This is a genomic window from Clostridium hominis, from assembly GCF_014287825.1.
Classification (GTDB): Bacteria; Bacillota; Clostridia; order Clostridiales; family Clostridiaceae; genus Clostridium; species Clostridium hominis.
The window spans coordinates 87,274-105,553 of sequence record NZ_JACOOO010000031.1; the positions used below are offsets into that span (position 1 = coordinate 87,274).

Sequence of the window (18,280 nt, forward strand, 5' to 3'; positions counted from 1 at the left end):
GCTAATGCGGTTTCTTATATAATAAATTAAAAGGCCAGCATATGCTGGCTTTTTAATTTAATTAATAATTATAAATTCTTCGTTTTCAATTATTAACATATTTGGCTATGCTATGCATATAATATATGGAATTTATATAAATTGGAGGTTCTATAGAGTGGCAAGCAACAATAAATTGTATAGAAACTTTATAATATTGCAAGAAGACGAGAGAGGATATTCTAATGCGTCAGATAAAACGCTATCAGGATATTCTAAAATTGAGGCAAGAGCAGAAAAGTGCAAAGTTTCTTTTTATGCTCAGAACTTAAAAAAAGATACTGATGATTATCACATGATACTTATCTGTTGCAAGAAAGATTGTAAACAAATAATTGATCTTGGAAAAATAGTAATAGGTGATTCAGGTAAGTGTGAAATGACAAAAGAGTATGACGCATCGAATATAGGTGGATTAGGAGTTAGCTTTGACAAGATATGTGGGGCTGCTTTAGCGAAAATGAAAGATGGACTACCTATATATGTTATGTGTGGATTTTTAAATAGTGAGCAACCTTCAGATAGTTGGAAGAATTATAAGGTTGTAAAATGCAATGAACATAAACAAACAACTATGGAGAAGAAGCCTAAGAAAGATGAATGTAAGGATGATAAAAAGTCAGATAAAAAATCAGAAAAGAAATCAGATAAGTGTGAAGAAAAGTGCGAACATAAAAAGAGAGATGACGATGATAAACCTGTAGAAATTTCTTCAATTAGTAAGGAAGATAATGATGGTGAGGTTCAAGAGAAACCTAGGGGTGAAGAAGTAAATACAGAAGAGTCTAAAGTAGAAGAGCCAAAGATAGAAGAATCAAAGATAGAAGAACCAAAGATAGAAGAAGTTCCATATGTTCCTAGAGAAAACTTAAGAGGTAAGTTTGAGGATTATGAAGAACAAATTGAAGCTGTAAAGGAATTTGACCCTGATGTTTCTGATATAAGAGGTAGTATAGGTGAGTATTTTGAAGCTGTATCAGATGGATTCCAAAGATGTAAGGGTAAATATAAGGAAGTTAAATTTACAAAATGGTATAAGGTTCCTGTAAATGACTTATATGAAATGTGTAATATGTCTAATTATAATAAATATACATTAGCATATTATCCTATGCTTAATTATTATCCTTATATTAAAAAGCATGGATATTTTATGTTAGGATATAAATGCGATTCAGAAGGAAATTTAAAGTATATAGTTTATGGAGTTCCAGGAAAGAAAGATAAAGATGAACAACCTTATGATGGAAAGACAGGATTTGTTACATGGGTAAAAGACAAAGATGTTGACGATGTTGGATGTTGGTTAATGTTCTACGATTATAAGAATTCAACTGTTGTTGTTCCTATGCAATAATTAGGTGATATATTAAGCATATAATATAATTATTATAATTTATAATGATTATGTGTAGGTAAGATATAACATTAATGTTTGCGATTAATTAATTAAAGTATTATAATTATTTATAATTAGGAGAAGTATTTATACTTCTCCTAATTACTTTAATTAAGAAGTACATAAAGGAGAGAAAAATGACAAGAAAAACAAAAGTGGCTTTGTTATCAATTTTTCTAATCACGATAACCATTTTAGGGGGATGTAAACCTATAGAAACTATAGAAAAAAAATTGGGTGTAAAGAATGATTATTTTGAGTTTTTAAATAATAATAATGTGGATAAGATTAGTATTCAAAGTACAAGAGACCCTGGTTTTAAATTTATTGTAACTGAAGATAGTGCAATAAAAGATATGTATCAATTATTATCAAGAGCCAAAGTAAGTGAAACAAAATCAACATTAGAACCTGATTATATATTTGAGTTTCAAATAGGTGAAGAGGTAAAGAATTTCTACTATGTTGTTGGGTCAGATGAAGGTAATTTTTATAATGATAATGAAATATTTACGGCTTCTAAGAGACTAGATGAAGGAATAATACAAAACCTTTCATTTATAAGAAAGCCAAGAGATTTTGATTATATATATTATCAATCAATTTTAGATGTATTAAATGTTCTTAAAGATAAAGTAAAATTAAGCGACTATAATATTGGAATAAATATTCAAGGAGATATTGAATGTTTAAAATATATATTTTCAGTTGATTTAAAGAGCTTTTTAGAAAAGGCTAGAAAGATAGCTCCTAATTTAGAATTAGTAGAAAATAATGATGAAAAGTTTGACTTGGTAATAACAGTTAAAAATAGGGGATATGACAGTACAAATTATAAAACAAAGATAACTGTTAATGATAGAATACAAAAATATACTGATGAATATTTCATAACTGCAGTGAATGAATTTAAGGAATGGAATATTAAAGTAAGCGAAGTAAATAATAAACCTAAAGATTGGTAAGGAGGAGAGAAGAGTGGGAAATTGCTCAACATGTCCAAGTAAATCTAGCTGTAATGCTAGTAAATCTGAAGAAAATAGCTGTGGAAAAATATCTATAAAACATGGCCAAATAAAAAATGTAATTGGTGTTATAAGTGGTAAAGGTGGAGTTGGAAAATCAACAGTATCAGGAATTTTAGCAGTTAATTTAGCTAAAAAAGGATATAAAGTTGGTGTATTAGATGCTGATATAACGGGGCCTTCAATGCCAAGATTTTTTGGTGTAAATGAACAAAGAGCTAGAATGATAGCTGTAGATGAAAATAATGCTATCTTTGAGCCAGTTATAACTAAAAGTGGTATAAAACTAATTTCTATGAACCTTTTAATACCTAAGGAAGATGAACCAGTAATATGGAGAGGACCAGTAGTTACTGGAGTACTTACTCAAATGTTTACTGATACAAACTGGGGGGAATTAGATTACTTAATAATTGATATGCCACCAGGAACATCAGATATAACATTAACTATAATGCAAAGCTTCCCTATATATGAGCTTGTAGTAGTATCAACTCCTCAAGACATGGTATCTATGATAGTTAAAAAAGTAGTATCTATGGCCGAGAAGATGAATATAAGAATTAAGGGATTAATTGAAAATATGGCTTATATAGTATGTACAGATTGTGATAAAAAGCTAAAAGTATTTAGTAATAAGTCATCTGAGGAGCATGCAGAGTATTTAGGCTTACCTTTATTAGGGGAGTTACCTATAAATTTAGAGCTAACTGAAGCTGTAAATGAAGGCAAAGCAGAAGAATATATAAAAGATAATAGTTTATATAGCTTAATTTTTGAAGGATTATATTAAAATATAAAAATTTGATACATAAAAATCATCATCTGGGGAAAATTAGTATTGTGATTTTTTTTATAAGAGGTGATAATTATGAAAGCAAACGTAGATAAGGAGACTTGTATCGGATGTGGAATGTGTCCATCAATTTGTCCAGAAGTATTTGATATGGATGATGACGGAAAAGCACATACAATAGTCGATGAAGTTCCAGCAGGAAAAGAAGACGAAACACAAGATGCAGCAGATAGCTGTCCAGTAACTGCAATATCAGTAGATTAAAAAAAGATGCCTATTAGGCATCTTTTTTATATATTTATATTTGAACTAGGTCTAAGTGTTTTTAATATCTGATTTAAAGGCATTAATGCCAATATTACTAAACAAATTAAAAGTTCTACACCTACAGCAGGACCATTTACTACTAATGAGTATATTATAGGAGACATACCAGCAGGAGCATACTCGCCAAAGAAAACAACTCCAGAAATAAAATGACATACAAATCTTAAAAACATTCCTACAGTAGCTCCAATTAATTTTTTATCCTTAAAGAAAGCAGCTATACCTACAGCCATAAATGGAAGTGGATAATCAAATAGTACTTGAATTGGGCTTAATATATAGGGATTAATCATCAACTTTAATAAGCCAAAAAGGAATCCTGTAAATATACCAAAAGATGGGCCATAAGCATATGATATTATAAAGATTGGAATCATACTTCCAAGGGATACACTTCCACCACCATTAGGAAATGTATAAAGCTTTATCATATCTAAAATAATAGCTAAGGCTAAAGCTAGTCCAATTCTAGCCATAAGTTGAGCATTAAATTTTATAGATTTAAATTTAATGAATGCAATTAGTAAAATTCCGCATGCAAGTAATGTTAATAGTGTTAGTGGACTACTAAATAGTGTTTTAATATTTTCTAATAAGGTCGCTAGAAAATTTGTCATAAAAAAATACCTCCTTGTTTTGCGCAAGAGGTACCAGTTAAACGAAAATAATATAAATCCGTATATAGCTTCCCTACGCTGGTATTATCCAGATCAGGTAAAGAAGGGTTAATGATAAAATCATTTCTCAGCCACTTGGCACCCCTAGCACCTTATATAAACTATATTATATAAACTGTTAAAAAAAGTCAACAGACTTATCATATATCTTTGAAGGTTTATAATTAATACTGTATGTACCATTATATAGTCTACTTAAACTTATATTACTACCTATTGGAGTTGTATGAGTAAATGAAGATAATGGTATAGTAACAACTGAATCATCCTCTAATAAGATAAATGCTTCTGTTGGTGTGTAATCTAAAATAGTTCCTTTCATGCTTGTTCCTCCTTGGTTAACTTAGTTGTAGTTTATGTAATTTTCAAAAAAAATACACCTAAGGATTTCCCTTAGATGCAAAATTTATAAATATAAATCACCATAAACTAATCTAAATACTTTTAAGGATTCTTCAATTTTGGGTTTAAGTAAAGATTTCCTATAAGAAAATTCTTTTTCTCCAATAGGGGTCAAAGAATATAACTTTTGATTTTTCTTTTTGGGGTTATCCCACTCACCAACAACTAAACCATCTTTTTCTAACTTTTTTAATAAAGGATATATTCCACCAGTACTAGGAGACCAAAGGCCTTTAGTTCTCTCAGTTATCTTAGTTGCTATATCATTACCATTAGTAGGACCCATACTTAATATATATAAAACGTATATAGGCAAAAGTCCTTTGGCGAATACTTGACCAACAGCTTCCTTTTCTTTTTGAACTTTTTTTAGTTCTAAAAGTTTTTGCTTATACTCTTCATGGAGTCTTTTTTCTTCAGCTTTTAAATCTTCTATATTACTAAAATCGTAATCAGCCATAGTTGTTAATCAACTATCTTTACACAGAAGCCCATTAACCCTGGACCGCCATGTACACCTAAGGCAGGACTTATTTCTGAAAGTTTTAAAGTATTAATATTTTCTAAGCCTTTTAAAGATTCCATATATTTTATAGCTTCAGCTTCGCAGCCACCTTGAAGTACTGTAACATCACATTTGTTTTTAGAAAGATGAGATTTTAATAAATCTGTAAGCTTTGATAAAGCTTGTTTTCTACCTCTAGCTTTAACAATATTATAGTATACACCATTTTCGTCTGTAGTAATTACAGGTTTTAAATTTAACATTTCTCCTAAAGTTCCAGCTACTCTTCCGATTCTTCCACCCTTCTTTAAATACTCTAAAGTATCTATAGTAAAGTACCCTGTTATTTTTTCACGTATCTTAGGCAAAGCTTCGATTATTTCTTCGAAAGTTTTTCCAGACTTTATAAGTTTTGATACTTCTATAACTACTTCACCTTCAGGATAAGCCAATATTTTAGTATCGTAAACATAAGAAATAAGATTAGGATGATCTTCTAAGCTTAATCTTAATGAATTAGCAGTTCCAGAAAGACCACCAGATATACATATTCCGATTACATGAGTATATCCTTCTTCTTCTAATTTATTTAATATTTTTTCTGTTGTTTCTGGGCTTGGTAAAGATGTCTTTGGAACTTCTTTATCTAAGTTAGCATAAACATCACTAGCCTTTATATCTATTTTATCTTGATATTCACCAGTAGAATAAGAAATTCTAAGTGGTAATAAATTTACGTTATATTCTCTAAGCTCCTCTAAACTAAGGTCGCTAGCGCTATCAGTTATCAAAGCAATTTTTTGCATAATTAAACCTCCGAAACTTTTTGTTTAATTTTATTATATCACAAAAGATACCATTATCAATACTGATAACCAATCAACATTATCAGTATTGATAATATTTATTAATATAGTTTATACAATTTTAAATAAAATAGACATCTTTAATAAATGTTAAAAAAGTAAGATAAAATAGAGAAACATTCAAAAATAAGGTTAGATTACCAGATATCTATTTAAATCGAAATTGCTTTAAATTTTTAAAATAATTATAATTAAAATACAAGATATTGTGTTTGAGGAGTGAGGAAATGCTATATGTAGTAAAACGTGATGGTAGAGAGGTAAGGTTTAATTCTGAAAAAATTGCTAATGCAATAAAAAAAGCTGCAAAAGAAATAGAATATAATTTTAAGGAAAGTCAGGTTTTAGAGATTGTACACAAGGTGATAAACTACATAGAAATGACTGGTAAAGAGAAGGTTTCTGTAGAAGAAGTACAAAATTTAGTAGAAAAGGCTTTAAAAGATAGTGGGCACGAAAGAATTCAAAAAGTTTATTCAACTTATAGAATTGAAAGAACACGAGTGAGAGAAATTAAATCAGACTTAATGAAAGCGATTAATAAAATTGGAGTTGAAACTGACAGGGATAATGCAAATGTAGGTAATAATTTTAGTTCCAAACTATTAAGAATAGCTTCAGAATCCAACAAGTGGCACAATCTATCAAATATGCCTAAACATTTAGCAAAGGCTCATGAAAATGGTGAACTATATTTTCATGACCTAGACTCATATAACTTAACTATAAATTGTCTCCATATTCCAACAAAGGAGATTTTAGAAAGAGGATTTAATACTGGGTATGGAACAATAAGCCCTCCTAAAAGAATAGAAACAGCGGCAGAGCTTTCTTGTATATTACTTCAATCAAGTCAAAATGATATGTTTGGAGGGCAATCCCATCCGGATTTCGATAATGATATAAGTGTTTTTGTAGAACCAACAAGACAAGAGGTAAGAAAAGAACTAGAAGAGTTAGGTATTGATGGTGAGAGATTAGATGAATTAGTGGAGAAAAAATTAAATAAGAGAATCCACCAAGCTATGCAAGGTATAGTATTTAATTTAAATACTATGCACTCTCGTGCAGGGTCCCAGGTGCCATTTTCTTCTATAAACCTAGGAATTCCATATACAAGAGATGCTGCACTTGTATGTGAAGCATTCTTAGAAGAATATGAAAAAGGATTAGGAAAAGGTGAGCAGCCTATATTCCCTAATATTATTTTTAGGGTAAAGGAAGGTATAAATAGAGAAGCTGAAGACCCATATCATTATCTATATCAGTTAGCATGTAGAGTAGCCTCTAAAAGAATGAACCCTACCTTTATGAATATAGATGCAGATTTTAATAAAGAATTTTATGACAAGGGATATATGCCAGCAACTATGGGGTGTAGAACCTATTTAATGAAAAATATTAATGGTGAACCAGGATGTAAGGGAAGAGGGAACATAGCTCCTGTTACAGTAAACCTTCCAAGAATAGCTATAGAGTCAGGAAAGAGCACTGATAAGTTTTTTGAAATATTACAACAAAGATTATCACTAGCAAAAGAAGCTTTATTAAACAGATATGGAGTTCTTAAAAATCTTAAGGTTAAAGACTTACCATTTGTAGCTGGGCAAGGATTATTAAAAGGATCAGAAGGATTAAAAGAGGGTGATTCTATTGAACCAATTTTAAAGCAAGGAACATGGGGAATTGGGTTTATAGGACTTGCGGAAGCTCTTATTGCTTTAACTGGAAAACATCATGGTGAAAGTGAAGAAGCAAGAGAACTAGGGTTAAAGATAGTAGGATTCATAAGACAATATACAGATAGATTAGTTGAAGAAACTAACTTGAACTGGAGTTGTTATGCTACTCCAGCAGAAGGGTTATCAGGAAAGTTTATAAAAAATGATAAAAAGATTTATGGACTTATAAAAGATGTAACAGATAAAGAGTACTATACTAATAGTTATCATATTCCAGTAAAATACCCAATATCAATAAAAGATAAAATTGATATTGAAGCGCCATACCATAAGCTTTGTAATGCAGGTCATATATCATATATAGAAGTCGATGACAGACCTTCACCAGAAACTATTATGGACATATTAAATTATGCTTATAGAGAAACTAATATAAGTTATATAGGTATCAATTTTCATATAAGATATTGTAAAGAGTGTGGAAATTACTTGTTAAGTCATGAAGTACTTTGTCCAAATTGTAAAAGTAATAATATTCAAGGTATATCAAGAGTAACAGGATATTTAAGTTTAGATGAAAGATTTGGGCCAGGAAAATATGAAGAAAGAAGAGATAGAATATCACACTCTAGTGGGAGCAAGAGTAATTATGAAATAATTTAATTTATTGAAAAGTGATGTGAGTTTATGAATAAAACTATTAGATTATCAGGGATAGCTTATGAAAGTTTAGTGAATGGACCAGGGATGAGGCGGGTTTTCTTCGCTCAAGGATGCAAACATAATTGTGAGGGCTGCTTTAATCCAGAGACGCACGACTTTTCTGGTGGAGAAGAAAAAAATATAGATGATCTTATAAAAGATGTGTTAAAAAATAAAATGATAAAAGGGATCACTTTTAGTGGAGGTGATCCCTTAGAACAAGCAGATAAATTTTCATACATGGCAAAAGCCTTTAAAAAATCAGGGTTAAATATATGGTGCTATACAGGATACACATTTGAAATATTATTAGAAAAAATGAAGAATGAAGATAGTATTAGAGAATTAATTGAAAATATTGATGTATTAGTAGATGGAAGATTTGAAATTAATAATAAGAAAGAAGGGCTTAGATTTAGAGGTTCAAGTAACCAACGGATAATAGATGTAAAAGAGAGTTTAAAGCAAGAGAAAATATCTATTTTAGAATATTAAAGTTTATAACCTTATGCATTGATAAAGAATGCTTAAGGTTATTTTATTGTTTAATTGTGATATTATTAATTCAAGTAATTGATAAATTAATAGTAAAGTAATTATTTTCTTATTGACTAAACATAGACGAGCAAATAGAATTTATATATTACAATGTAAAAAAAGAGAAAAGAGGGAATGAAATGAGTAATAAAGAGGTAAGCAAACTTTATTCGTGGCCTGTAATCGTTATATCAATTATATTCTTTTTGCCATTAGGAATATATTTGATATATACAAAAAAGAAAGCTGATAAGGGAGATGAGCTTAAAACAACCAATAAGATTTTAGAATATACGTCGTATTCTTGCTTTTTACTATCTTTAGGCTCGGTTATAGTTTTAATTGAGGAAGGATTTAGTGGAAGTAATTTAGCAATGATGATATATTTCCTTATTATAGGGATTGGATTATTTATGTATTCTAAGCGACTTCAAAACAATGCAGTTATATATATAAAGTATATTGCCATAATTATAAAGGGAAAGATACGTTCTTTAAATGAAATAGCAAATGAAATGTCTCGCCCTATTGATGTTGTTAAAAAAGATTTAAATGATATGATTAAGAATAATTATATTGAAGGTGCATATGTAAGTGATGTAACTAATTCAATAGTTTTCTTTAGTGAGATTAATTATGATGAAGACGAAGATGAAAATGAAGAGCAAGTAAAGCTTGTAGTATGTAATTGTTGTGGAGCAAAAAATAAAGTAGTTAGTAGTTATGCAGATTGTGAGTATTGTGATTCTCCATTATAAAATAATATAAATAACAAAAAAAGCGCTTACGCGCTTTTTCATTAATAATGGGGGGATGGGACCTGCATTAAATGCAAGTTGTTATTACATTATAAGTATGGACTCAAAGTGGAATTTATATTCAATAAATTTATAAAAAATAAAAAAATAAAAAAAAGAACCCAAAGTAGGGTTCTTTTTTTAGAAGTCTGATTGACCAGTTGTTCTTGGGAATGGGATTACGTCTCTTATGTTAGACATACCAGTAATGTACATGATTAGTCTTTCAAATCCAAGACCGAATCCAGCGTGCTTAGTTTCTCCATATTTTCTAAGCTCTAAATACCACCAGTAATCTTCTTCCTTAAGTTCTAATTCAGCCATTCTAGCTTTTAATACATCAAGTCTTTCTTCTCTTTGGCTACCACCAATGATTTCTCCTATTCCAGGAACTAAACAATCAGTTGCTGCAACAGTTTTTCCATCATCGTTAAGTCTCATATAGAAAGCTTTAATATCTTTTGGATAATCAGTAACAAATACTGGTTTTTTGAATATTTCCTCAGTTAAATATCTTTCATGTTCAGTTTGAAGATCAATTCCCCATTCAACTGGATATTCAAATGTTTTACCACAGTTCTTTAACATTTCAACTGCTTCAGTGTAAGTAACTTTTCCAAAATCAGAAGTTACTATATGATTTAACTTATCTAATAACCCTTTTTCTATGAATTGGTTAAAGAATGCCATCTCTTCAGGACATTCATCCATAACGTATTTAATTACGTATTTTAACATTCCTTCAGCTAATTCCATATCATCTTGTAAGTCAGCGAAAGCTATTTCAGGCTCTACCATCCAGAATTCAGCAGCATGTCTAGCTGTGTTTGAATTTTCAGCTCTGAAGGTTGGTCCAAAGGTATAAACATTTCTAAATGCTAAAGCATAACATTCAGCATTTAACTGACCTGAAACTGTAAGGTTAGTTTCTTTTCCAAAGAAGTCTTCCTTATAGTCTATGTTTCCTTCTTCAGTTTTTGGAGTGTTGTGTAGATCTAAAGTAGTTACTCTAAACATTTCTCCAGCACCTTCACAGTCACTTCCTGTTAAGATTGGAGTGTTTGTATAAACAAATCCTTGATCTTGGAAGAACTTATGGATAGCATAGGCTGCTACTGATCTTACTCTAAATACTGCTGAGAAAGCATTACTTCTTGGTCTTAAGTGAGCTATTGTTCTTAAATATTCAAATGTGTGTCTTTTCTTTTGTAATGGATAATCTGAAGATGACATACCTTCTATAACTATTTCTTTTGCTTGTATTTCAAAAGGTTGTTTAGCATCAGGCGTAGCAACTAAAGTACCAATTACTTTTATAGATGAGCTTATTGGAAGCTTTGATACATATTTAAAGTTTTCTAAATTATTATCAAAAACCACCTGAACATTTTTAAAGAAGCTACCATCGTTTACTTCTATAAAACCAAATGCGTTAGATGCTCTTAAAGTTCTTATCCATCCAGATATAACAATATCTTTAGATAAATACTCTTCAGAGTTTCTGTAAAGTGATTTAATTAAAACTTCGTTTTTCATAAAATTTTACCTCCTTGTAATATTATTAAATAAAATAAAAAAACCCCTCATTCCCATAAAATATGGGACGAAAGGATTACTTACGTGGTACCACCCAAATTGCCTAAAAAGGCCACTTAGTAAATTATTAACGGTATTTAGCCGTCTAAGCCTACAGAAGCTTTTGCTTTTTCGGTTAGAAACTCCGAGATGTTCTTCGCTTTTAACTTCGTATAAGGCTTACACCATCCCTTACTCGCTAAGACTACATTTAAAAGTTACTCTTCTCATCATAGTTAATATTAGTTTATGTATAAATAGCTATGTTTGCTACTTATTATGATTGTAACCAATATGGTTAGTTTTTATTAATACGATTTTACAATACTTTACTAACATTTGCAACCAAAATTCATAATATATATTTATAGAGTATTCATTGGAGGCAGTAGATGAATAATAAGGAGTTTTTACAAGAAAAATATGAAGAAATAAATAGACTAAAGATATCAATTCAAGATTATCCAAAAGAATCTATAGATAACATACTTAAATCTATTAGCAATATATGTGATGAAATAAATAAGCATCTAGAGGGAAAAAATAATAAGGCGAACAGTGAGGTTAAGGATGATAATAGTAAAGCAGATGAAGGAGAGTGTGAGTATAAAACTGGAAAGAATATAGATAATGATGCTAAGGATAAGAAAAAAAATAAGAAATCAAATGAAATAACCAATAATATTTCAATAGACGAGATTATGCTCACAGAACAAGAATTATCAGAGTTTAATGGAAGAGATGGTAAACCTCCTTATGTAGCTATAGATGGAATAGTTTATGATTTAAGTAAGATAAGTAAGTGGAAAAATGGGAAACATCATGGAATGCTAGCAGGGCAGATATTAACTGAGGAGTATTATAGGTGTCATAGTAAAAAGTTAAATTTGATTAAGAAATCAAAAGTAGTTGGAAGATTAAAGGAAGAAAATAGAGTAGGAAGTGTTTTTACTAAGGCAGAATTAAGTAAGTATGATGGAAAAAATGGAATGCCAGTTTATGTAGCTGTAAATGGAATCGTATATGACTTTACCAAAATTCTTCAATGGCAAGGCGGAATGCATTATGGATTAATGGCTGGACAAGATTTAACAGCATATTTTGAGGGCTGTCATTCAGATAACTTAGACATATTAAAAAATGGAACTATAGTAGGTACATTAGAGGAAACAAGGCAAGCATTGCCAGAGTATACTCTTGAACAATTAGCAGGATTTGATGGTACAGGAGGACAATTAGCTTATATAGCTATAAGTGGAACTGTATATGATATGACAAGTATAAAACAATGGGCTAATGGAATACATCATGGATTGCAGGCTGGAAAAGATGTAACAGAATTTTTTAATACTTGTCATAAGGATAAACAAGAGATATTGAATAGACTTAAAGCTGTAGGAACACTTAAGGATTCATAGAATGGAAAAAGCCTCCGATAGAATATCTAGTCGAAGGCTATATTTTTTTCCGAAGACGTATATTAATCTATTCCATATAGATATATTTTCTCTCTTGGAAAATAATATATTATTCTTGTCCGCTTTCATAAGATTGAGTTATTGCGCTAGGAAAGTTTAACATAACACAATCTTTAACTATTCTTTTAAATTCATATTCAACTTCTCTAATAGAGACATTTACTTTGCCATCATCAGATATATCTATAAGTGCATAAGTACAGTTAGGACGTCCTATTTTAGGTTTTCCTACACTACCTACATTGACAAAAAGTTTATTGTCAAAGTTTTTACAAGATGGTATATGAGTGTGAGCACAAACTAAAACATCACCAGAAAAATCTTGCATAGTTTGAGATGTATTTTCCCCATCTTCAAATAGATATTCATTTATTTTTGTTGGGCTTCCATGAGTGAAGACTACATTAATCCCATTAATAGAATATTCTAATTTAAGAGGTAGTGAATCTAAGTAATATTTATTAGAAACTCTAACTTCATTAACAGCCCAAGGTAAAGAAAAGGAGTTTATAGTTGTATTTCTAATGAAAGTATACTCACCATCTACAACAGAAGCATCATAATTACCTTTAATACAAGGAATTTCTCTTCTTCTAATCAAAGCGATTACTTCATTAGGATGTGGTCCGTATCCTACTAAATCACCAAGACATACTATTTTATCAACTCTTTGCTCATCTATATCTTCAAGCACCTTCATAAGTGCATATAAGTTTCCATGAATGTCTGATATTGCAGCTATTTTCATAAATTTATCTCCTCCTATTTACTAATAATATAATTATAGCATTCAATTTTATTAATAAAAGAATAAATTCAAACTTGTAGATATTATAAAAATTTTGAAGTATTATTTATATAAAGAAACTCATTTAGTAGATACTACAATGAGCAAAAAACAATAGCAATGGAGGGCATAAAAAATGAAAGACTCAAGAGTTAAAAATGTATTGGCCCAAATGGGGAAAAATAATTTATCTCAAATTATAGTTACATCACCTGAATCTATTTTTTACTTAACAGGAAAAATGATTCATCCAGGTGAAAGATTTTTAGCATTATATTTAGATATTAACGGAAATCATAAGTTTATAGTAAATAAGCTTTTTCCTATACATGAAGATTTAGGAGTAGATATTGTTTGGTATGATGATATTGAAAATCCAATAGATAGATTATCTAAAATAGTTAAGGTTGGAGAAGCTTTAGGAGTAGATAAAGATCTTCGTGCAAATTTCTTGATTGATTTAATGGATAGAAATGTAGTTAAAGCTTTTGTAAACTCATCACCAATAATTGACACTTTAAGAGCTATTAAAGATGAAGAAGAAATTCAAATAATGAAGGAAGCTTCAAAGATTAATGATGCAGTTATGTTAAAGCTTTGGAAGAACTTAAAGCCAGGATACTCTGAAAAATATTATGCTAATCTTTTATCAGAAATATATGAGGAAGAGGGTGCATCAGGATTTTCCTTCTCTCCAATAATAGCAACTAGCCCAAATGGAGCAGATCCTCATCATGGAACCGGTAAGGATAAGATCAAAGCAGGAGATAGCGTAGTTTTAGATATTGGTGGAAGATACAAAAATTATTGTTCTGATATGACTAGAACAGTATTTATAGGTAAAGAGCCAAGTAAAGAACATGCGGAAGTTTATAATATAGTTAAAAGTGCCAATGAGAAAGCCATTTCAATAATAAAAGAAGGTGTTAAGTTCTCAGATATAGATAAGGCAGCTAGAAACTTAATAACTGATGCTGGATATGGGGAGTATTTTACCCATAGAACAGGTCATAGTATAGGTATTGAAGTTCATGATTTTGGTAATGTTAGTTCAGTAAATCATGATGAAGTAAAGGCTGGAATGATATTCTCAGTTGAACCAGGAATATATCTAAAAGATAATATAGGAGTTAGAATTGAAGATTTAGTTCTTGTAACTAAAGACGGATGTGAAGTTTTAAATTCTGTTACTAAGGAAATAACTATACTTTAGTTAATTAAGAGTTAATGAAAAAAGTCGGCTGAAGCCGACTTTTTTTAAAATTAAGAAACCTCGATGAAGCTTCAACAGTAATTTATAATCTAAAATTATTAATTTTTGATTGATTAAATTATTTCTATAACTCTATTCATCAATTTTATAAAGTCATTTTTAACTCTAGCAGAAGTTTCAATAACTTCTTCATGGTTTAAAGGTTGGTCTAAGATACCAGCTGCCATATTAGTTAAGCATGATATACCAACTGTTTTGATTCCACTGTGGTTTGCAACTATAACTTCTGGAACTGTAGACATACCAACAGCATCTCCACCCATAATTTTAGCCATTCTAACTTCAGCAGGAGTTTCGTATGTAGGCCCAGAGAACATTACATAGACACCTTGTTTTAGATCTAATCCAAGTTCTTTACCTACATTTAAAACTTTATTTCTTAAATCTAAGTTATATGCTTCAGACATATCAGGGAATCTTGGCCCAAATTCATCTAAATTATGTCCAAATAAAGGATTTGAACCAGAGAAGTTTATATGGTCAGTTATAACCATTAAATCTCCAGCGTTAAAGTCTTGGTTTACAGCACCACAAGCATTGGTTACTATAAGTTTTGACACTCCTAATAACTTCATAACTCTTACTGGGAAAGTTATCTTTTCCATAGAGTATCCTTCGTAATAATGAAATCTACCTTGCATTGCAACAACTTGTTTTCCACCTAAGGTTCCTATAACTAATCTTCCTGCATGACCTTCAACAGTTGAAGTAGGGAAGTTAGGTATATCAGAGTAATTATAGAATTCTGGGTTTTCTATAGAGTCAGCTAAAGAGCCAAGTCCAGAACCAAGTATTAGTCCAATTTCAGGTTTGTAGTTGCTTTTGCTTAATATAAAATCGGCAGAAGCTTTAATTTGATTTAATAAATCCATTTAAATCACCTCGTTAAAATTTTTCTCTAGTAAAGTTATATTTATCTTGGAAGTAGTAGAAATTTATATAACAGTTTTATCTGTCTAATAATAGTTCTCCTACGTTAACAACGTCTCCAGCACCAACAGTAAGGATTAAGTCATCCTTTTCAACTTTTGAAGCAAGATACTCCGCAACCTCTTTATGAGTATGAAGGTTTATACAATTTAGACCAGTAGATCTAATTGCTTCTCCTAATTGATCTGATGAAACAAGACCTGTATCTTTTTCTCTTGCAGCATATATATCCATTAATATAAGCTCATCTGAGTTTTCGAAACAATGAGTAAACTCTTCAAAAAGAGTCTTAGTTCTTGTGTAAGTATGAGGTTGGAAAACACAATATATTTTCTTATGAGGAATAAGTTTAGCTGTTGATAAAGTAGCAGCTATTTCTACTGGATGATGAGCATAGTCATCAATTATTGTAGCACCATTAAACTCACCTTTATGTTCAAAACGTTTATGAGCTCCCTTACAATCAAGTAAACCTTCAACTATATATTCATGTGGTATGTTTAATATAAGAGAAGTACAAATACTAGCTAAAGCATTTAATATATTGTGCGTTCCTGTTGTATTTAATTCAACATCGAAAAGATAAGTATCATCTTTAAATGCTCTAAAGGTTGCACATCCCTTATTGTTGAACTTTATGTTACGAGCAGTTACGTCACCTTTATTTATACCGTAGCTAATAGTATTACATTTAGCGTAATTTAAAACTTCCATAACTCTATTATCTTCTGCACAACCAATTAAATAGCCATCAGCAGGAATTAAGTCAGAGAATTTTTTAAATGTATCTTCTATATGGTTTATATCTTTATAATAATCTAGGTGATCTGCATCTATATTTAATATTATTCCTATATAAGGGAAGAATTTTAAGAAAGATGCTTTGTATTCGCAAGCTTCGGTAACGAAATATTCACTTTCACCTATTTTAAAGTTACCATGTATAGCATCAACGTCTCCACCAACTAAAATAGTTGGATCAAGGTCTGCGTTTAAAGTTATATGAGAAAGCATAGAAGTAGTTGTAGTTTTCCCATGAGTACCAGCTACAGCTACATTATATTTATGTCCTTTCATTATATAACCTAAGAACTCAGCTCTATCCATAAGTTCTATGTTTTTTTCTTTTGCTTCTATTATTTCTGGATTGCTAGCAGGAATTGCAGCAGTATATACTATTAAATCTACATTTTTAATATTGTTTTTATTGTGACCTATGTATATTTCAGCGCCAGATTTTCTTAATTTATTTAATACTTCAGATTCTTTAGCATCAGAACCAGAAACTTTATATCCTTTAGTTAATAAAACAGCAGCAAGTCCACTCATGCTTACTCCACCTATACCGATGAAATGAACTTTCTTTTTTTTATCAGTATTTAGATCAAAAGACAAAATATCAACTCCTTTAAATAGAATAGTTTCATTTATAATTATATACAAATTTATGAAGTTGAACACAAATTTTGAGAAATATATGAAATAATTTATAGAAATAAATATAAAATTCAAATATAATTAGAAGAATTATTTAAAATTAACTAGGGAAACTATTGATAATAGAAGGAATATAGAATAAAATATGAATATTAGAGCGAATTGAAGTTGGAATAATTCGGATTTTAAATAAACGGAAAGGAGAAAATTTATGGAAAAATTAAGCAGAAACAATAGGGTTGTTGCCATTACAAAGATATTAACGGAAACTCCTAATAAAGTTGTTGGGTTAAATAAATTTTCGGAACTTTTAAATGCTGCTAAATCTACAATAAGTGAAGATATAGTAATAGTAAGAGAGTTATTAGAAAAATTAGAAATGGGTAGAATTGAAACTATTTCAGGTGCAGCAGGTGGAATAAAGTTTATACCAGATATGGGAAGCGAGAGTAAATTAGAGTTCTGTAATGAATTATGTGATTTATTATCAGAAGAAGGTAGAATAGTACCAGGAAATTTTGTTTATTTAACAGATATAATGTATAACCCACAAATAATTAGTAAAGCAGGGGTAATTTTATCTTCATACTTTAAGAATATGAATATTGACTACATAGTTACCGTAGAAACTAAGGGAATACCATTAGCTTATGAAGTAGCCAAGTGTTTAGGTATTGAATTAGTTATAATAAGAAGAGATAACAAGATAACAGAGGGACCTACAGTTACTATAAACTATGTTTCAGGAACAAGCGGAAGAATTCAACAGATGTCTTTAGCTAAAAAGTCAATGAAATCATCAAGTAAATGTGTATTTATAGATGACTTCTTAAGAGGCGGGGGAACTGCTCAAGGAATCAAGGATCTTTTAAAGGAATTTGACTCTGAATTAGTAGGGACTGGTGTATTAGTAGATAACATAGGTATAAAAAATAAAAGAGCTAGTGAATACATAACTCTTATAGAATTAGAGTTCGATGAGAATACTGGAGAGTTAAAAGTAAGACCATCAGAATTTATTAAATAATATAAAACCAACAGTTGTT

Annotated in this window: 18 protein-coding genes, 1 riboswitch and 1 other annotated feature; of the genes, 10 read left to right on the forward strand and 8 right to left on the reverse strand. The window is 30.0% G+C overall.

Annotated elements, in window-relative coordinates:
* Positions 1-157 precede the first annotated feature (157 nt).
* From H8S20_RS13680 to H8S20_RS13695, 4 genes are all read left to right on the forward strand, one after another.
* On the forward strand, positions 158-1,396 hold the full coding sequence (locus H8S20_RS13680; protein ID WP_186860472.1) for a DUF7922 domain-containing protein: 1,239 nt from the start codon (positions 158-160) through the stop codon (positions 1,394-1,396).
* Between the two features lie 179 nt (positions 1,397-1,575).
* A complete protein-coding gene (locus H8S20_RS13685; protein ID WP_186860473.1) occupies positions 1,576-2,403 on the forward strand; it encodes a YhfM domain-containing protein in 828 nt (275 codons plus the stop codon).
* A gap of 13 nt (positions 2,404-2,416) precedes the next feature.
* Positions 2,417-3,256, forward strand: coding sequence for an Mrp/NBP35 family ATP-binding protein (locus H8S20_RS13690; RefSeq protein WP_032116910.1), 840 nt, complete (start codon positions 2,417-2,419; stop codon positions 3,254-3,256).
* Between the two features lie 78 nt (positions 3,257-3,334).
* The gene (locus H8S20_RS13695; RefSeq protein WP_032116911.1) at positions 3,335-3,523 is read left to right on the forward strand and encodes a ferredoxin; all 189 of its coding nucleotides are present in this window, start codon (positions 3,335-3,337) and stop codon (positions 3,521-3,523) included.
* A 26-nt stretch (positions 3,524-3,549) separates the two neighbouring features.
* On the opposite strand, the gene thiT is transcribed toward H8S20_RS13695, so the two are convergent.
* The 4 genes from thiT to H8S20_RS13715 form a co-directional block, all read right to left on the reverse strand.
* Positions 3,550-4,203: an energy-coupled thiamine transporter ThiT gene (thiT, locus tag H8S20_RS13700; RefSeq protein ID WP_186860474.1), complete on the reverse strand. Its 654-nt coding sequence runs from the start codon at positions 4,201-4,203 to the stop codon at positions 3,550-3,552.
* A gap of 53 nt (positions 4,204-4,256) precedes the next feature.
* Positions 4,257-4,359, reverse strand: a riboswitch (TPP riboswitch).
* 22 nt (positions 4,360-4,381) lie between these two features.
* The gene (locus H8S20_RS13705) at positions 4,382-4,585 is read right to left on the reverse strand and encodes a hypothetical protein (protein ID WP_032116913.1); all 204 of its coding nucleotides are present in this window, start codon (positions 4,583-4,585) and stop codon (positions 4,382-4,384) included.
* A gap of 84 nt (positions 4,586-4,669) precedes the next feature.
* Positions 4,670-5,125, reverse strand: coding sequence for a PadR family transcriptional regulator (locus H8S20_RS13710; protein ID WP_032116914.1), 456 nt, complete (start codon positions 5,123-5,125; stop codon positions 4,670-4,672).
* A 5-nt stretch (positions 5,126-5,130) separates the two neighbouring features.
* A complete protein-coding gene (locus H8S20_RS13715; protein WP_032116915.1) occupies positions 5,131-5,976 on the reverse strand; it encodes a DegV family protein in 846 nt (281 codons plus the stop codon).
* Between the two features lie 287 nt (positions 5,977-6,263).
* On the opposite strand from H8S20_RS13715, the gene nrdD reads away from it, so the two are divergent.
* The 3 genes from nrdD (at position 6,264) to H8S20_RS13730 (ending at position 9,715) form a co-directional block, all read left to right on the forward strand.
* On the forward strand, positions 6,264-8,381 hold the full coding sequence (nrdD, locus tag H8S20_RS13720) for an anaerobic ribonucleoside-triphosphate reductase (protein WP_186860475.1): 2,118 nt from the start codon (positions 6,264-6,266) through the stop codon (positions 8,379-8,381).
* Positions 8,382-8,405: 24 nt separating this feature from the next.
* Positions 8,406-8,915, forward strand: coding sequence for an anaerobic ribonucleoside-triphosphate reductase activating protein (gene nrdG / locus H8S20_RS13725; protein WP_186860476.1), 510 nt, complete (start codon positions 8,406-8,408; stop codon positions 8,913-8,915).
* Positions 8,916-9,097: 182 nt separating this feature from the next.
* Positions 9,098-9,715 carry a hypothetical protein gene (locus H8S20_RS13730; RefSeq protein ID WP_186860477.1) on the forward strand — a complete coding sequence of 206 codons (618 nt, stop codon included), beginning with the start codon at positions 9,098-9,100 and terminating at the stop codon, positions 9,713-9,715.
* Positions 9,716-9,895: 180 nt separating this feature from the next.
* On the opposite strand, the gene asnS is transcribed toward H8S20_RS13730, so the two are convergent.
* Entirely contained in the window at positions 9,896-11,290 is a 1,395-nt protein-coding gene (gene asnS, locus H8S20_RS13735; protein WP_186860478.1) for an asparagine--tRNA ligase, read from the reverse strand.
* A 60-nt stretch (positions 11,291-11,350) separates the two neighbouring features.
* Positions 11,351-11,572 (reverse strand) — a binding site (T-box leader).
* 149 nt (positions 11,573-11,721) lie between these two features.
* Here asnS and H8S20_RS13740 point away from each other — a divergent pair.
* Positions 11,722-12,747, forward strand: coding sequence for a cytochrome b5 domain-containing protein (locus H8S20_RS13740; protein ID WP_186860479.1), 1,026 nt, complete (start codon positions 11,722-11,724; stop codon positions 12,745-12,747).
* Positions 12,748-12,856: 109 nt separating this feature from the next.
* Here H8S20_RS13740 and H8S20_RS13745 read toward each other — a convergent pair whose 3' ends face one another.
* Positions 12,857-13,555, reverse strand: a complete 699-nt coding sequence (locus H8S20_RS13745) for a metallophosphoesterase family protein (protein WP_186860480.1) — start codon at positions 13,553-13,555, stop codon at positions 12,857-12,859.
* Positions 13,556-13,730: 175 nt separating this feature from the next.
* Between H8S20_RS13745 and H8S20_RS13750 the strand changes: the two genes are divergently transcribed.
* A complete protein-coding gene (locus H8S20_RS13750; protein WP_032116921.1) occupies positions 13,731-14,807 on the forward strand; it encodes a M24 family metallopeptidase in 1,077 nt (358 codons plus the stop codon).
* A 113-nt stretch (positions 14,808-14,920) separates the two neighbouring features.
* On the opposite strand, the gene H8S20_RS13755 is transcribed toward H8S20_RS13750, so the two are convergent.
* Positions 14,921-15,739 carry a purine-nucleoside phosphorylase gene (locus tag H8S20_RS13755; RefSeq protein ID WP_186860481.1) on the reverse strand — a complete coding sequence of 273 codons (819 nt, stop codon included), beginning with the start codon at positions 15,737-15,739 and terminating at the stop codon, positions 14,921-14,923.
* A gap of 76 nt (positions 15,740-15,815) precedes the next feature.
* On the reverse strand, positions 15,816-17,192 hold the full coding sequence (murC, locus tag H8S20_RS13760; protein ID WP_186860482.1) for a UDP-N-acetylmuramate--L-alanine ligase: 1,377 nt from the start codon (positions 17,190-17,192) through the stop codon (positions 15,816-15,818).
* A 253-nt stretch (positions 17,193-17,445) separates the two neighbouring features.
* Between murC and purR the strand changes: the two genes are divergently transcribed.
* Positions 17,446-18,261 (forward strand): pur operon repressor, encoded by an 816-nt coding sequence (purR, locus tag H8S20_RS13765; RefSeq protein WP_032116924.1) that lies wholly within the window; start codon positions 17,446-17,448, stop codon positions 18,259-18,261.
* Positions 18,262-18,280 lie beyond the last annotated feature (19 nt).

Bases quoted from the DNA above. Each gene is read 5' to 3' on its own strand.
- purR (WP_032116924.1), top strand. From the start codon at position 17,446: ATGGAAAAATTAAGCAGAAACAATAGGGTTGTTGCCATTACAAAGATA.
- H8S20_RS13705 (WP_032116913.1), bottom strand. From the start codon at position 4,585: ATGAAAGGAACTATTTTAGATTACACACCAACAGAAGCATTTATCTTA.
- H8S20_RS13715 (WP_032116915.1), bottom strand. From the start codon at position 5,976: ATGCAAAAAATTGCTTTGATAACTGATAGCGCTAGCGACCTTAGTTTA.
- H8S20_RS13755 (WP_186860481.1), bottom strand. From the start codon at position 15,739: ATGGATTTATTAAATCAAATTAAAGCTTCTGCCGATTTTATATTAAGC.
- H8S20_RS13695 (WP_032116911.1), top strand. From the start codon at position 3,335: ATGAAAGCAAACGTAGATAAGGAGACTTGTATCGGATGTGGAATGTGT.
- H8S20_RS13750 (WP_032116921.1), top strand. From the start codon at position 13,731: ATGAAAGACTCAAGAGTTAAAAATGTATTGGCCCAAATGGGGAAAAAT.
- H8S20_RS13740 (WP_186860479.1), top strand. From the start codon at position 11,722: ATGAATAATAAGGAGTTTTTACAAGAAAAATATGAAGAAATAAATAGA.
- nrdG (WP_186860476.1), top strand. From the start codon at position 8,406: ATGAATAAAACTATTAGATTATCAGGGATAGCTTATGAAAGTTTAGTG.
- H8S20_RS13745 (WP_186860480.1), bottom strand. From the start codon at position 13,555: ATGAAAATAGCTGCAATATCAGACATTCATGGAAACTTATATGCACTT.
- H8S20_RS13685 (WP_186860473.1), top strand. From the start codon at position 1,576: ATGACAAGAAAAACAAAAGTGGCTTTGTTATCAATTTTTCTAATCACG.
- H8S20_RS13710 (WP_032116914.1), bottom strand. From the start codon at position 5,125: ATGGCTGATTACGATTTTAGTAATATAGAAGATTTAAAAGCTGAAGAA.
- nrdD (WP_186860475.1), top strand. From the start codon at position 6,264: ATGCTATATGTAGTAAAACGTGATGGTAGAGAGGTAAGGTTTAATTCT.
- thiT (WP_186860474.1), bottom strand. From the start codon at position 4,203: ATGACAAATTTTCTAGCGACCTTATTAGAAAATATTAAAACACTATTT.
- H8S20_RS13730 (WP_186860477.1), top strand. From the start codon at position 9,098: ATGAGTAATAAAGAGGTAAGCAAACTTTATTCGTGGCCTGTAATCGTT.
- asnS (WP_186860478.1), bottom strand. From the start codon at position 11,290: ATGAAAAACGAAGTTTTAATTAAATCACTTTACAGAAACTCTGAAGAG.